The organism is Streptomyces sp. NPDC088725, assembly GCF_044751305.1.
In the GTDB taxonomy this organism is placed as follows: domain Bacteria; phylum Actinomycetota; class Actinomycetes; order Streptomycetales; family Streptomycetaceae; genus Streptomyces.
This window is the reverse complement of sequence record NZ_JBIVLO010000001.1, coordinates 494,900-507,726: the sequence shown is the minus strand read 5'-3', so window position 1 is coordinate 507,726 and position 12,827 is coordinate 494,900. Positions and strand designations below refer to the sequence as shown.

General features: G+C 69.8%; 15 protein-coding genes. 6 read left to right on the top strand and 9 right to left on the bottom strand.

What is annotated here, in order from left to right:
* Nucleotides 1–163: 163 nt before the first annotated feature.
* The 3 genes from ACIP6N_RS02215 to ACIP6N_RS02205 are packed head-to-tail and all read right to left on the bottom strand — an operon-like array spanning nucleotide 164 to nucleotide 830.
* Nucleotides 164–409 (bottom strand): hypothetical protein, encoded by a 246-nt coding sequence (locus ACIP6N_RS02215; RefSeq protein ID WP_401812124.1) that lies wholly within the window; start codon nucleotides 407–409, stop codon nucleotides 164–166.
* A complete protein-coding gene (locus tag ACIP6N_RS02210) occupies nucleotides 406–618 on the bottom strand; it encodes a hypothetical protein (protein ID WP_401812122.1) in 213 nt (70 codons plus the stop codon). The genes ACIP6N_RS02215 and ACIP6N_RS02210 overlap by 4 nt, the downstream gene beginning before the upstream one ends.
* Nucleotides 618–830, bottom strand: a complete 213-nt coding sequence (locus ACIP6N_RS02205; protein ID WP_401812121.1) for a hypothetical protein — start codon at nucleotides 828–830, stop codon at nucleotides 618–620. The genes ACIP6N_RS02210 and ACIP6N_RS02205 overlap by 1 nt, the downstream gene beginning before the upstream one ends.
* Before the next feature lie 218 nt (nucleotides 831–1,048).
* On the opposite strand from ACIP6N_RS02205, the gene ACIP6N_RS02200 reads away from it, so the two are divergent.
* The 4 genes from ACIP6N_RS02200 to ACIP6N_RS02185 all read left to right on the top strand — a co-directional run bounded on the left by ACIP6N_RS02200 (nucleotide 1,049) and on the right by ACIP6N_RS02185 (nucleotide 3,175).
* On the top strand, nucleotides 1,049–1,900 hold the full coding sequence (locus tag ACIP6N_RS02200; RefSeq protein WP_401812119.1) for a helix-turn-helix domain-containing protein: 852 nt from the start codon (nucleotides 1,049–1,051) through the stop codon (nucleotides 1,898–1,900).
* Nucleotides 1,897–2,100, top strand: coding sequence for a DUF397 domain-containing protein (locus ACIP6N_RS02195; protein ID WP_401812117.1), 204 nt, complete (start codon nucleotides 1,897–1,899; stop codon nucleotides 2,098–2,100). The genes ACIP6N_RS02200 and ACIP6N_RS02195 overlap by 4 nt, the downstream gene beginning before the upstream one ends.
* A gap of 156 nt (nucleotides 2,101–2,256) precedes the next feature.
* On the top strand, nucleotides 2,257–2,463 hold the full coding sequence (locus ACIP6N_RS02190; protein ID WP_401812116.1) for a DUF397 domain-containing protein: 207 nt from the start codon (nucleotides 2,257–2,259) through the stop codon (nucleotides 2,461–2,463).
* 175 nt (nucleotides 2,464–2,638) lie between these two features.
* Nucleotides 2,639–3,175 carry a GNAT family N-acetyltransferase gene (locus tag ACIP6N_RS02185; RefSeq protein WP_401812114.1) on the top strand — a complete coding sequence of 179 codons (537 nt, stop codon included), beginning with the start codon at nucleotides 2,639–2,641 and terminating at the stop codon, nucleotides 3,173–3,175.
* Here ACIP6N_RS02185 and ACIP6N_RS02180 read toward each other — a convergent pair.
* The gene (locus ACIP6N_RS02180) at nucleotides 3,138–4,781 is read right to left on the bottom strand and encodes an AMP-binding protein (protein WP_401812113.1); all 1,644 of its coding nucleotides are present in this window, start codon (nucleotides 4,779–4,781) and stop codon (nucleotides 3,138–3,140) included. The two genes, ACIP6N_RS02185 and ACIP6N_RS02180, sit on opposite strands and share 38 nt — an antisense overlap.
* Nucleotides 4,778–6,478, bottom strand: coding sequence for an AMP-binding protein (locus ACIP6N_RS02175; protein WP_401812112.1), 1,701 nt, complete (start codon nucleotides 6,476–6,478; stop codon nucleotides 4,778–4,780). Before ACIP6N_RS02175 ends, ACIP6N_RS02180 begins: the two co-directional genes overlap by 4 nt.
* 123 nt (nucleotides 6,479–6,601) lie before the next feature.
* Between ACIP6N_RS02175 and ACIP6N_RS02170 the strand changes: the two genes are divergently transcribed.
* Together ACIP6N_RS02170 and ACIP6N_RS02165 are read left to right on the top strand one after the other, a co-directional pair.
* On the top strand, nucleotides 6,602–7,561 hold the full coding sequence (locus ACIP6N_RS02170) for a response regulator transcription factor (RefSeq protein WP_401812110.1): 960 nt from the start codon (nucleotides 6,602–6,604) through the stop codon (nucleotides 7,559–7,561).
* Between the two features lie 111 nt (nucleotides 7,562–7,672).
* Nucleotides 7,673–8,899: a GDSL-type esterase/lipase family protein gene (locus ACIP6N_RS02165; protein WP_401812109.1), complete on the top strand. Its 1,227-nt coding sequence runs from the start codon at nucleotides 7,673–7,675 to the stop codon at nucleotides 8,897–8,899.
* Nucleotides 8,900–8,988: 89 nt separating this feature from the next.
* Here ACIP6N_RS02165 and ACIP6N_RS02160 read toward each other — a convergent pair whose 3' ends face one another.
* The 4 genes from ACIP6N_RS02160 to ACIP6N_RS02145 all read right to left on the bottom strand — a co-directional run bounded on the left by ACIP6N_RS02160 (nucleotide 8,989) and on the right by ACIP6N_RS02145 (nucleotide 12,803).
* Complete coding sequence (locus ACIP6N_RS02160; protein ID WP_401812108.1) at nucleotides 8,989–9,657, bottom strand: 4'-phosphopantetheinyl transferase; 669 nt, start codon at nucleotides 9,655–9,657, stop codon at nucleotides 8,989–8,991.
* On the bottom strand, nucleotides 9,654–10,556 hold the full coding sequence (locus tag ACIP6N_RS02155) for a metallophosphoesterase family protein (RefSeq protein ID WP_401812107.1): 903 nt from the start codon (nucleotides 10,554–10,556) through the stop codon (nucleotides 9,654–9,656). Before ACIP6N_RS02155 ends, ACIP6N_RS02160 begins: the two co-directional genes overlap by 4 nt.
* A 149-nt stretch (nucleotides 10,557–10,705) precedes the next feature.
* Nucleotides 10,706–11,518, bottom strand: coding sequence for a hypothetical protein (locus ACIP6N_RS02150; RefSeq protein ID WP_401812106.1), 813 nt, complete (start codon nucleotides 11,516–11,518; stop codon nucleotides 10,706–10,708).
* Nucleotides 11,519–11,537: 19 nt separating this feature from the next.
* Nucleotides 11,538–12,803: a VWA domain-containing protein gene (locus ACIP6N_RS02145; RefSeq protein WP_401812105.1), complete on the bottom strand. Its 1,266-nt coding sequence runs from the start codon at nucleotides 12,801–12,803 to the stop codon at nucleotides 11,538–11,540.
* Between the last annotated feature and the right edge of the window lie 24 nt (nucleotides 12,804–12,827).

Sequence of the window (12,827 nt, the reverse complement as noted above, 5' to 3'; positions counted from 1 at the left end):
GTCCATTCGACCGAGGGTTGCGTCCCACCTCGAACATGTTTCAGTGTGCACTGCGGAGTTCGGAGGATTCACGAGCGGGTGACGCCAGGTGCCGACCTCGACGCCACCCGCCCCGTCCCGCAGCGGCCCCTACCGGCAGGAGGGTCGCACGGGAGTCCCTGGGTTACGGGCGCAGGCCCTTGTGCCGCAGCTGATGCAGCGCGCCGATCGCCCGCAGTTGCCGCCGCTCGTAATCCGTTCCGGGGCGCACGGACATGCAACGGCTCTGCCACGTAAGCCCGGTGGGGCGCGAGATGCTGACGAGGGGACCGGCCAGGCCGTCAACGACGCCGACCATGTCGTACGTCCGGTCGTAGACGACCATGCCGATACGGAGTCCACCGGGCGTCCCGCCCGCCGGCCCGTTCACTCTCCGCCCTTCACATCGGGCTCGGTGGTGACGTAGTCCGGGCACAGCACCGCGTGCCCGCATTCGCACGGCGGCCAGCGGAGGGCCGAGCCGGGCACGAGGTCGGCGCCGTCCGCGCCGGGGTCCGGTTTCTGAACGATCAACGCACCGTCCGAACCAGACTGCCCGGTCGGCTGGGAGAGGCGCAGCCGCCCCTTGCCGCCGGTCATCACGACCACCTCTCCAGCCCGTGAAGTACCCGCGCCAGCAGGTCTCTTGTGACGGACGCGTACAGCCCGGAGGGCCTGTCGGGCGGCAGACGCCAGAAGCCCGAATGGTGAACGGTCGCTCCGAGTGCGGCCACGGCGACCGCGCCGCCCACCGACTCGGGCCGTCCGGGACCCGCGCCGCCGGAAGTCCGCTCGTAGGACTCGTAGGACATGACTCAGCACCTCCAATGCCTGCATGCGATCACTCGCCGTGCTCGGTATGGCACTCTCAGTGTGACCATCTCGCGGGATAAATTGCAAGCCCATCGAGGAAGTCTGCAAAATTACATATCAATGTCGATGGGGAGGTCAGCGCTGTGGAAAGCTGTGGCGAGAGCGCTTTACAGAGCGCCAGACTGAGGAACCATCAGGAAGGGGGAGGGGAAAGCGTATGAGCGATCCGACCGTGCGAAAGCGTCGGCTGGGCTCCGAGCTGCGCCGGATGCGCGAGGTAGCGGGGCTGAAACTGGACGACGTGGCGGAACGCACCACTCTCAACGCGGCGAAGACGAGCCGTATCGAGACCGCGCGCATCGGCGTGAAGCCCGCCGACCTGACCGCGCTCCTGGATCTCTACGGAGTCACCGACGACGCGAAGCGCGCGGCGCTGCACAGCCTGGCCAAGGACGGCAGCAAGCGCGGATGGTGGCAGACGTATCGCGACGCGATCTCCCCCGCCTACGCCGACTTGATCTCGCTGGAGGCGGACGCGCGCAACATGCGGTCGTACCAGACGACGCTGATCCCCGGGCTCCTCCAGACGGCCGCCTACGCCCGCGCCACCATCGACGCCATCAACATGACGTCGCCGCAGGACCGTGTCGACGCGCTCGTGGAGGTACGGCTGGCACGTCAGTCGGTGCTCACACGTCCGAAGCCGCTGGAGTTCTGGGCGATCATCCATGAGGCCGCGCTGCGTCCGCGTATTGCCGCGTCTCATGTGATGCGCGACCAGCTTCAGCGGCTGGTCGATCTTTCTGAGCTTCCGCATGTCTCGATACAAGTGCTCCCGTTGGAGGCCACTCCTCATCCGGGTCTGGCCGGCAGCTTCGCCCTGGTGGGTTTCCCCGAGACGGCGGATCTTGACGTCGTCCTCGTGGAGTCCCTGACGAGCGCGCTCTACGTCGAGGACCCTGCGGAAGTGTCGATCTACAGCGCCGCGTTCGAGAGGCTTCGGGCCGCGGCGCTTCCGTTCGACGATTCAGCCGACCTCATCGCCAGAACGAAGGACACCATCACGTGACCACCATCAGCTCTGACCTGATCTGGACCAAGTCCTCCTACAGCGGCGGCAACAACGACTGCGTCGAAGTGGCCCTCGGCCTCACCGACAGCACACCCGTCCGCGACTCAAAGCGCCCCACCGGACCGGCACTTGTCGTTCCCACGCACGTGTGGACCACGTTCCTCGACAGCGTGAAGACCGGCCACATCACCTCGTAAGCACACCACGCGCAGGGCACGCAACGGGATCCGGCCGCTGCCGGTGAATCCCGGCCCCGCGTGACGACGGTCTGTACGACCCCATCGGGACGTACGGGCCGTCGTCGTCTTCGCCACTGATCCTCGGGGATCCAGCCCAACGAAGGACAGCATCACATGACCCTCATCAGCTCGGACCTGACCTGGACCAAGTCCTCCTACAGCGGCGGCAACAGCGACTGCGTCGAGGTGGCTCTCGGCCTCACCGACAGCACACCCGTCCGCGACTCAAAGCGCCCCACCGGACCGGCACTTGTCGTTCCCACGCACGCGTGGACCACGTTCCTCGACAGCGTGAAGACCGGCTACATCACCACCTCATAGGCACACCACGCGCGGGACACTCACCGGAATCCGGCCGCTCCTGCTGAGTCCCGGGGCCCGCGTGACGACGGCCTGTGCGGCCTCGCCGGGGTCGTACAGGCCGTCGTCGCGCCGATGGCAGGGGCAGCCCGATTAATCGCCGCGGACGCGGCACGCGTGGCGCCATAATCGCGCCATGCGCATCCGTCCCGCCACCGCCGCCGACCTGCCGCTGCTCCAGGACATCGAAGTGGCGGCCGGTGCGGGGTTCCGTGCGGTCGGGATGGACGAGATCGCCGACGACGCGCCACCGGCGCTCGATGTGCTGGAGACCTACCGGCGCGCGGGCCGGGCCTGGGTGGCGGTCGATCACGCCGACCACCCGGTCGCGTATCTGATCCATGACGAGGTCGACGGCGCCGCCCACATCGAGCAGGTCTCCGTGCACCCCGCCGCCGCCCGCCGCCGACTCGGCAGCGGCCTGATCGGCCATCTCGCCGAGCGGGCCGCGAGCGCCGGACTGACCGCGCTCACGCTCACCACGTTCGCCGAAGTCCCCTGGAACGCCCCGTACTACGCGCGGCTCGGCTTCCGTACGCTTGCCGAGGACGAACTCACCGACGGATTGCGAGAGATTCGCCGCGCGGAGGCCGAACTCGGCCTGGATGCCTGGCCGCGCGTCTGTATGCGGCGGGCTACCCGGAGAACCGCTCCCGCAGTTCGATCTTCCTGACCTTGCCGCTCACGGTCATCGGGAACGCGTCCACGCTCTCCACCCGGCGCGGGATCTTGTAGTGCGCGAGTTGTTCGCGGCAGTACGCGGTGATCTCGTCCAGGGTCGGCGGGTCCGCCGGGTCGCGCGGGATCACACAGGCCAGGATCTGCTCGCCGTACGTCTCGTCCGGCACGCCGACCACCTGCACATCGGCGATTTTCGGGTGGGTGTACAGGAACTCCTCGATCTCGCGCGGGTAGACGTTCTCGCCGCCCCTGATGATCATGTCCTTGATGCGGCCGACGATCTGGGCGTAGCCGTCGTCGCGGATCACCGCGAGGTCGCCGGTGTGCATCCAGCGGGCCGCGTCGATGACCTCGGCCGTGCGCTCCGGCTCGTCCCAGTAACCGAGCATCACGCTGTAGCCGCGGGTGCACAGCTCGCCCGGCTCGCCGCGCGGCAGTGTCACACCGGTCGCCGGGTCGATCACCTTGACCTCGATGTGCGGCAACGCGCGCCCCACCGTGCCGGTGCGGCGCTCCAGGTCGTCGTCGCGGCGAGTCTGCGTGGAGACCGGCGAGGTCTCCGTCATCCCATAGCAGATCGACACTTCGGCCATGTTCATCTCGGCGACGACCCGCTTCATCACCTCGACCGGGCACGGCGAGCCCGCCATGATGCCGGTGCGCAGCGAGGAGAGGTCGTACGCGGCGAAGCCGGGGAGGTTCAACTCCGCGATGAACATCGTCGGTACGCCGTACAGCGAAGTGCAGCGCTCCTGTTCCACCGCGCGCAGAGTCGTGTCCGCGTCGAAGGAGCCTGCGGGGATCACCACGCACGCGCCGTGCGAAGTGACGGCGAGATTGCCCATCACCATGCCGAAGCAGTGGTAGAACGGCACGGGAACGCAGACCCGGTCCTGCTCCGTGTAACCCACCGTCTCGCCTACGAAATAGCCGTTGTTGAGGATGTTGTGGTGCGAGAGCGTAGCGCCCTTGGGAAAGCCCGTGGTGCCCGAGGTGTACTGGATGTTGATCGGGTCGTCGCAGGACAACGATGCTTCGCGATCAGCCAGTTGAGCCGCTGTGGCCCGGCCGGCCGCCGACAGCAGTTCGTCCCAGGTCCGGTCGCCGATGTAGTGCACGGCCCGCAGGAGCGGGCAGCGGCCGCGTACCCGCTCGACCAGTGCGCGGTAGTCGCTGGTCCTGTGCGCGAGGGACGCGATCAGCAGCGAGATCCCGGACTGATTGAGTACGAACTCCAACTCGTGCGCGCGGTAGGCCGGGTTGACGTTCACCATGATCGCGCCGATACGGGCGGTGGCGTACTGCGTGAGCATCCACTCCGGACAGTTGACCGCCCAGATCCCGACCCGGTCGCCCTTCGCCACCCCGCTCGCGAGCAGCGCCCGCGCCAGCTCCTCGACGGCGGCGCCGAACTCCCGGTACGTCCAGCGCCGCCCGGACGGTACGTCGACCAGCGCCTCGCGGTCCGGGAAGGCGGCGATCGCGCGGTCGAGACTGGCTCCGATGGTGTCCCCGAGCAGTGGTGTGTTCCCGGTGCCGTGGATGTACGACAGCCTGGCCCGGCTCTCCGCCGCCGCCTCGCCGTTCGCCGCCGTCATCGCAGGTCCCCCTCGTCGTACTCGGCCGTTGAGCCCGCCGCCGTGGCCTCGCGCAGCTCGATCCGCCGGATCTTCCCGGACACGGTCTTCGGCAGCTCGGCGAATTCGATTCGCCGGACGCGCTTGTACGGCGCGAGGACCGCGCGCGAGTGGGCGAAGAGCACCTTGGCCGTGTCCGGGCCCGGTTCCCAGCCCTCGGCGAGGACCACGTACGCCTTCGGTACGGAGAGCCGCAGCGGATCCGGCGCGGGGACGACCGCGGCCTCCACCACCGCCTCGTGCTCCAGCAGCGCGCTCTCCAGCTCGAACGGCGAAATCTTGTAGTCGGAGGCTTTAAATACATCATCTGATCGGCCGATATAACTGATATACCCGTCAGCGTCGCGCGCGCCGATATCACCCGTCCGGTAGTAGCCACCGGCCATCGACTCGGCCGTACGCTCCGGATCGCCGTGGTAGCCGGTCATCAGGCCGACCGGACGGGCGGAGAGGTCGAGCGCGATCTCGCCCTCCGCCGCGCCCGGCTCGCCGGTGACGGGGTCGAGGAGTTCGACCCGGTAGCCGGGCGTGGGCCTGCCCATCGAACCGGCTTTGAGGAGCTGGCCGGGCGAGTTGGCGACCTGCACGGCGGTCTCGGTCTGGCCGAAGCCGTCCCTGATCGTCACGCCCCATGCTCGGCTCACCGTCTCGATCACCTCGGGGTTGAGCGGTTCGCCGGCCGCGACGACCGAGCGCGGCGGGGTCCGCAGCTGCGACAGGTCGGCCTGGATCAGCATCCGCCACACGGTGGGCGGGGCGCAGAAGCTGGTGATGCCGCCCCGGTCCATCTCGGCCATGAGCCGGGCCGCGTCGAACCGGGTGTAGTTGTGGATGAAGACCGTCGCTTCGGCGTTCCAGGGAGCGAAGAGGTTCGACCAGGCGTGTTTGGCCCAGCCGGGTGACGCGATGTTGAGATGCACATCGCCGGGCCGCAGCCCGATCCAGTACATCGTGGCGAGGTGGCCGATCGGGTAGGAGACATGGGTGTGCTCGACCAGCTTGGGACGCGCGGTCGTGCCGGAGGTGAAGTAGAGCATCAGCGGATCATCCGCACGGGTGACGCCGTCGGGCTCGAAGGTCTCCGGTTCGTCGTACGCGGCTTCGTACGCCAGCCAGCCGGGAGCCGCGCCGCCCACCACGATCCGGGTGAAGTCGCCGGGGACCCCGTCGAACTTGCCCGTGTCCTCGTGACGGACGATCACCTGCGCCGCCCGGCCGCGCTCGACGCGGTCGCGCAGGTCGGCGGGGCCGAGCAGCGGGGTGGCGGGAATGACGACGGCCCGCAGTTTCATCGCGGCGAGCGCGGTCTCCCACAGCTCGACCTGGTTGCCGAGCATGACGACGATCCGGTCCCCGGCCCGCACACCCTGCCCGCGCAGCCAGTTCGCGGCCCGGTTGGAGCGCCGGGCCATCTCGGCGAAGGAGACGACCGTCTCGCGGCCGTCCTCCTCGACGATGTGCAGGGCGGTCCTGTCGTTGTCCCTGGCCAGCTGATCGAACCAGTCGAGCGCCCAGTTGAACCGCTCGGGCCTGGGCCAGACGAACCCCTCGTACGCTGTCGCGTAGTCCTCCGCGTGGGCCAGGAGGAAGTCCCTGGCCACCCGGAACTGCTCGGCCGGACCGGCGGCCGGACCGGCGGTCGGGCTGGCTGACGTCATGTGTCCTCCTCGTTGCGGGACCGTTCACCAGCATCGTGTAATCAGTGACACAGGTCTCACCACCCCCGGACGGGGGTGGTCGTGCGGGCGGGCGGCCTGTTGACGCGTGAGGAAGAGGCGGGCATGGCGGAAGCGGTCGAGGCGTCGGAGATGCGGGCGGCGCTGCGGCGGCTGCGCGGGACGACCGGGCTGCCCGTCGCCTTCGGCGGGCTGCTGTACGCGTACGACACGGACGGCAGGCGCGGCAGAGACGGTACGGGCGGCCGTGACGGTTCGGACGGCATCGGCACGGGCGGCGACGGTACGGCCCCCATGCGCATCGCCGAGTTGAACGGCGCGGTGACGAGCGCGCTGCGCGGCCTCGCGATCTCACCGGGCAACGGTCTCGGCGGCAAATCCATGGCGCTGTCCCGGCCGTGCGCGGTGACCGACTACCGCGTGGCGCGCCACATCAGCCACGAGTACGACGCGGCGGTGGCGGCCGAGGGGCTGCGTTCGGTGCTCGCGGTGCCGGTGGTCGTACGGCGCACGGTGCGCGGGGTGTTGTACGGCGCGCTGCGGACCGCGCTCCCGATCGGCGACCGCACGTTCGACGCGGCGGTGGCCGCCGCGAAGGACGTGGAGCAGGAGTTGGTCGTGCGGGACGAGGTGCGGCGGCTGCTGTCGGTGACGCGCGAGCCGGTGGCGGGGCCCGCCGCCTGGGAGGAGGTCCGCGCAGCCCACAGCGATCTGCGCGTGCTGGCGCCACGGGTCACCGACCCGGTGCTGCGTGACGAACTGCTCTCGGTCTGCGCCCGGTTGGCCAACGCGGTATCGGCCGCACCGGGCCCGGCCCCCGGCTCAGTGAGGGGCTCGGCCCGGTGCTCCGCTCCGGAGAGCCGGATGCCGATCGGGCTGGCCCCGCGCGAGCTGGACGTCCTGTCCTGCGTCGCGTCCGGTTCGACGAACCGCGCGGCGGCCGAACTGCTGGGCCTGCGCCCGGAGACGGTGAAGGGCTACCTGCGCGCGGCCATGCGGAAGCTGGGCGCGCACACCCGCCTCGAAGCGGTGGTCGCGGCCCGCCGCGCGGGGCTGCTGCCCTGAACGGTGATGTGCCGTCGCGGAGGCCGTCCTGTCCGGCCCCACTGGTCACGACCGTGGACAGTGGCCGGAAAATGATGTGCGCCACCGGTATTCGATTGACAGGCTGAGGCCATGAACTCTCCGCACGACCCCGTCCCCGGCTCCTCCGGCGCGCCCCGGGCAACGGACTGGACCACCACACCGATCACCGCGGAGCTCCTGCGTGGCGCGCTCGATCTGGAACACACCGAGCACGGCGTGCTGCCGCACCGCCTGCCCGCCCGGGCCCGCGCGCAGTATTCCGACGGGCAGCTCGCCATGGCGGAGGCCCAGCCATCGGGCGTACGGCTGGTGTTCCGTACCCGGGCCACCACCGTCGAACTGGACGCACTGCGCACGAAGATGGCCTACGCGGGCGCGCCGCCCCGTCCGGACGGTGTGTACGACCTGCTGGTCGACGGCGACCTGGCCGGGCGGGGCAGTGTGTCCGGCGGCAATGTCCTGACGACGGACATGGCGACCGGGGCCACGGAAACCCGGCCGGGACCGGTCGGCACGGTGCGCTTCGCCGGTCTGCCCGACCGGGTGAAGGACGTCGAGATCTGGCTGCCGTACAACGAGATCACCCAGCTGGTCGGCCTGCGCACCGACGCTGCCGTCGAGGCACTGCCGGATCGTCGGGGCCGCAACGTGTGGCTGCATCACGGCAGTTCGATCAGCCACGGCTCCAACGCCGCGAGCCCCACCACGATCTGGCCGGCGCTGGCCGCCTCCCTCGGCGGCGCGGAGCTGATCAACCTCGGTCTGGGCGGCAGCGCCCTGCTCGACCCGTTCACCGCGCGCGCCCTGCGGGACACGCCCGCCGATCTGATCAGCGTCAAGATCGGCATCAACCTGGTCAACAGCGACCTGATGCGGCTGCGTGCGTTCACTCCGGCGGTGCACGGCTTCCTCGACACCGTCCGCGAGGGGCACCCGACCGCTCCGCTGCTGGTCGTCTCGCCCATTTTCTGCGCCATCCACGAGGACACCCCCGGCCCCAGCGCCCCGGACTTCAGCAACCTCAGTGGAGGAACGCTCCAGTTCCGGGCGGCGGGAGACCCCGCGGAACGGGCCACCGGGAAGCTGACGCTCAACGTCATCCGGGACGAACTGAACCGCATCGTCAAGCAGCGCGCGGCCGACGACCCGAACCTGCACTACCTCGACGGCCGCGACCTCTACGGCGAGGCGGATTTCGCCGAGCTGCCACTGCCCGACCAGCTCCACCCGGACGCCGCGGCACACCGGCGCATCGGCGAGCGCTTCGCCGAGCTGGCCTTCGGCGCCGGCGGAGCCTTCACCGCCGAGCGCGGCTGAGACGCCCGTGCGTCACCCGGCTCCGTTGATGACGAGAGCCGGGTGAGGGCGGGAGGCCACTGCTGTCAAACCGGGGACAGGCCCGGATATCAGGCCGGGCGCACCGGAACCGCAATCGCCGTCATCACGATGCCGTCGCGTATCGCCCAGCGTCCGGCGAACTCCGATACGGCTCCGTAGCCCGGTAGTTCGGGGCCCGGGACGAGCAGGCGCGCCGTGAAGGTGCCCCGGTCCGCGTCGATGTCGAGTTCCGCCTCGGTGAAGTCCAGCCAGCGCCCCGTCACCGGGTACCACGTCTTGTAGACCGATTCCTTCGCGCTGAACAGCAGCCTGCCCCAGTGCACTTCGGGACGTGCCGTCGACAGCTTCGCCAGCAGGGCCAGTTCGTCACCGGCCGTGATGACTTCCCTTACCCCGTCGGGCAGTTCCTCGTGCGGTTCCGCGTCGATGCCGAGCGTCAGGATGTCGGTCTTCCGGGCGACGGCCGCCGCCCGGAAGCCGTCGCAGTGGGTCATGCTGCCGGCGATTCCGTCCGGCCACCCGGGTGCGCCCTTCGGGTCGCGCAGGATGGGCGCGGGCGCCACGCCCAGCTCCGCGAGCGCGCGCCGGGCGCAGTGCCTGGCGGTGGTGAATTCCCGGCGCCGTTTGAGGACGGCACGTTCCAACAGCGCCTCCTCCTCCGGGAAGAGGTCCGGAACCGTCACGTCGTCGGTCCGCCCCACGCACGCGACCGCGTCCGGCAGGATCTCCCCGATCATGAACCGGCCCGCAGGGGTTTGGCCGCCGCCGGGGCCTTCTTGGCCTCGGGTACGGGAAGGATCTGCCGCAGCGCCGGGTTCGGGTGCCGGTCGCGGCTCCACTCACGCGGGTAGCCGACCGACACCTCCTCGAACCGCACACCGTCCTGCCAGGTCGTCCGCGGGATGTGCAGGTGCCCGTAGACGACCGCCGCCGCGTCGTAGGTCACGTGCCAGTCGGCGGTCAGCTCCGTACCGCACCAGAGGGCGAACTCCGGGTAGGTGAGGACGCGCGTGGGGTGACGCACCACCGGCCAGTGGTTGATCAGCACGGTGGGCAGGCCGGGCTTCCTGGCGGCGAGACGCTCCGCGGACACCCGCACGCGCTCCCGGCACCAGTCGTCGCGCGTCGGATACGGATCGGGGTGCAGCATCATCTCGTCGGTGCACACCACACCCGCGTCGTACGCGACCTTCAGCGCCTGTTCCTTCGTGTGCGTGCCCTCGGGCCGGAACGTGTAGTCGTAGAGCAGGAAGAGCGGCGCGATCGTGACGGGGCCACCGGGCCCCTCCCAGACGGGGAACGGGTCCTCCGGCGTGACGACGCCCAACTCCCGGCAGATCGCCACCAGATGCTGGTAGCGGGCCTCGCCGCGAAGCCGGACGGGATCGTCCTTGTGCGTCCACAGTTCGTGGTTGCCCGGCACCCAGATCACCTTGGCGAACCGCTGCGCGAGCGTACGCAGCGCCCATTCGATGTCGGCCACCATCTCCGCGGTGTCACCCGCGACGATCAGCCAGTCACCTTCGGACTCGGGACGGAGCGACTCGAGGACCTTCCTGTTTTCGGCGTAGGCCACATGAAGATCGCTGATCGCGAGCAGTTTCGGCGCCGCGTCGGACGCGTTGAGCGAGGTCACGGTGTCGAGGCTATCCCGGACGGTCCCGGCCCGGGCCAAGGGGTTCCGTGCCGGTGCCGGTACGGGCCGTTTTCCTCGCGCCACCACAGCGGAGCGGCGGCCCCGGATGTTCCGGAACCGCCGCCCGTCGCTTCAACTTCCGTGCCGTATCAGGCCCGTGGCGGCGCTCCCGCCGAACGGCGCGAGGGCCGTGCGAGGGAGTAGCCGACGAGGGCGGCGATGGCGGCGAGCACTCCGCCGCCGACCGTCCAGAGCCAGCGGTCCGTCCACTTGCCGGACGACCAGCCGTCCTCCGGCGAGCCGGCCGTCCGGGCCGCGACGGCGTCGGAGGTCAGCGGCTTCGCGAGGTGACCGCCGACGGCTGTGGAGCCGCCCATGTCCTTCACCTCTGCCCCGGCCTCGGCGTGCATCGGCAGACCGAGGTCGGCGTCCTGCGCGTCCAGGACCGTGAGCCGTACGTAATAGCTCCCGGGCAGTGGGTCGTTGGACGACTTTTCGGCCTGCGCCCGGACCGTACGCAGTGTGCAGCGCACCTCGACGGTGAGTGCGTCACCGGCGACCGTCCTGCTCTGTGTGCCGTAGGCGCACGGCTGGTGACGGCGCAGGCCGTCGTACACGTCGACCTGCCAGGTGGAGGCCCCCTTCCTGGGGCCGGGGAACGTGACCTTGGCGGTCACGGTGGCCCGCTGTCCGGCGTCGACGGGGACGACCCAGTAGAGGTAGTCGCCCGTGGAGCCCTCGGCCGTGGCCCGCTGTCCCGGGCGGAAGGCCGTGGCCGTAAGGAAGTTGGTGCCGGCCTTGGTCGGCCCCGCATCGCTGTCCGAAGCCTCGGGCGAAGGGCTCGGCGACTCCGCCGCGGCACTTCCCGCTCCGGCGAGGAGCAGTGAGGCGGCCAGCAGGGACCCGGTTGCGGCGAGAGCGCCGCGCGTGAGGTCACGTGTCAACGTGCCTGTGGAACGCATCAATTAGTCCTCCATATGACTAAATGTCTAGACGCCAGCGCGACATCCAGCCCCAGATCAATCCGGCGAGCAGACCCGTGAAGGTGAGTATCCCGAGCGTCCACCAGCCGCGGCCGAGTCCGAACGCGGCGACGTCCGAGGCCTCGACGGGCGAGTCCACCAGATCTATGGTCAGCTCGACGGGCAGGCCGGGCGTGGTCTTCACCGAGTCGGGCGCCGAGAAGGCGTTGCTGACCTGGAGACAGACCGTCTCGGGCGTGGGCTTCACCTCATCGTCGGCGTCGGGGTCCGCCGCCTTCGGATAGCGCACACCCGTCGAGATCACATCGGTACGGCCGTCGCCCGATTCGGAGCCGCGGACGATCTCCCTGCCGTGAACGGTCAGGGCGCGCAGCAGTACAGCGTAGTCCTTGTCCACCACACGGTCGGCGGAGACACTGACCGAGGCGCGCAGTTCCTGCCCCGGCAGGACATCCACACGGTACCAGCGGTGTTCCGAGAACTTTTCGCGGTCACTGTAGACCCCCGGCTTGAGCTGGGGCGCGTCGGCACAGCGGTTCGCACCCTCGGCGGCGGACGGTGTCACGACGGGCTCGGCCGCCCTGTCCACCAACTGGGTCACCCGGCCTGAGAGTTCATTGGTGTGCTGTACCGACGTGTAGGTGCCGCCGGTGGCCTCGGCGATGCACGTCAGCTGCTTGCGGGTCTTGTCGTCGGGAACCAGCCCCAGGGTGTCGATGACGAGGTGGATGCCCCGGGCCGCGATGTCGCGGGCCACCTCGCACGGGTCCAGCGGCGCGCAGGTGTCCTCGCCGTCGGTCATGAGCACGATACGGCGAGTGCCGTCACCACCTTCGAGGTCGTCCGCCGCGGCGAGGAGCGCGGGGCCGATCGGGGTCCACCCCGTGGGGGCGAGCGTGGCGACCGCGGTCTTCGCCTCGGTACGGTCCAACGGGCCCACCTCGTACAGCTGCTTGGTGTCCTTGCAGCCGACCTTGGTGTCCTCCCCCGGGTAGTTGGCCCCGAGGGTGCGGATGCCCAGTTCCACACCCTCAGGTGTGGCGTCGAGGACCTCGTTGAAGGCTTGTTTCGCCGCCGCCATCCGGGACTGGCCGTCGATGTCGCGGGTGCGCATCGAGCCGCTGACGTCGAGGACCAGATCGACCTTCGGGGCGGGTCGCGCGGGGGGTTCGTCTGCGGCTGCGGCGGATGTGGGCAACAACCCTACGGCCAGGGTGGCCAGCGCGCCGCACACAGCGACTGCGGACCGTTTACTTATGATCATCGCCGGATGATATTGAGGATCGAG

Excerpts from the sequence above, each read along its gene's own strand:
- ACIP6N_RS02210 (WP_401812122.1), bottom strand. The coding sequence starts at position 618 with ATGACCGGCGGCAAGGGGCGGCTGCGCCTCTCCCAGCCGACCGGGCAG.
- ACIP6N_RS02205 (WP_401812121.1), bottom strand. The coding sequence starts at position 830 with ATGTCCTACGAGTCCTACGAGCGGACTTCCGGCGGCGCGGGTCCCGGA.
- ACIP6N_RS02200 (WP_401812119.1), top strand. The coding sequence starts at position 1,049 with ATGAGCGATCCGACCGTGCGAAAGCGTCGGCTGGGCTCCGAGCTGCGC.
- ACIP6N_RS02190 (WP_401812116.1), top strand. The coding sequence starts at position 2,257 with ATGACCCTCATCAGCTCGGACCTGACCTGGACCAAGTCCTCCTACAGC.
- ACIP6N_RS02185 (WP_401812114.1), top strand. The coding sequence starts at position 2,639 with ATGCGCATCCGTCCCGCCACCGCCGCCGACCTGCCGCTGCTCCAGGAC.
- ACIP6N_RS02180 (WP_401812113.1), bottom strand. The coding sequence starts at position 4,781 with ATGACGGCGGCGAACGGCGAGGCGGCGGCGGAGAGCCGGGCCAGGCTG.
- ACIP6N_RS02175 (WP_401812112.1), bottom strand. The coding sequence starts at position 6,478 with ATGACGTCAGCCAGCCCGACCGCCGGTCCGGCCGCCGGTCCGGCCGAG.
- ACIP6N_RS02170 (WP_401812110.1), top strand. The coding sequence starts at position 6,602 with ATGGCGGAAGCGGTCGAGGCGTCGGAGATGCGGGCGGCGCTGCGGCGG.
- ACIP6N_RS02165 (WP_401812109.1), top strand. The coding sequence starts at position 7,673 with ATGAACTCTCCGCACGACCCCGTCCCCGGCTCCTCCGGCGCGCCCCGG.
- ACIP6N_RS02160 (WP_401812108.1), bottom strand. The coding sequence starts at position 9,657 with ATGATCGGGGAGATCCTGCCGGACGCGGTCGCGTGCGTGGGGCGGACC.
- ACIP6N_RS02150 (WP_401812106.1), bottom strand. The coding sequence starts at position 11,518 with ATGCGTTCCACAGGCACGTTGACACGTGACCTCACGCGCGGCGCTCTC.
- ACIP6N_RS02145 (WP_401812105.1), bottom strand. The coding sequence starts at position 12,803 with ATGATCATAAGTAAACGGTCCGCAGTCGCTGTGTGCGGCGCGCTGGCC.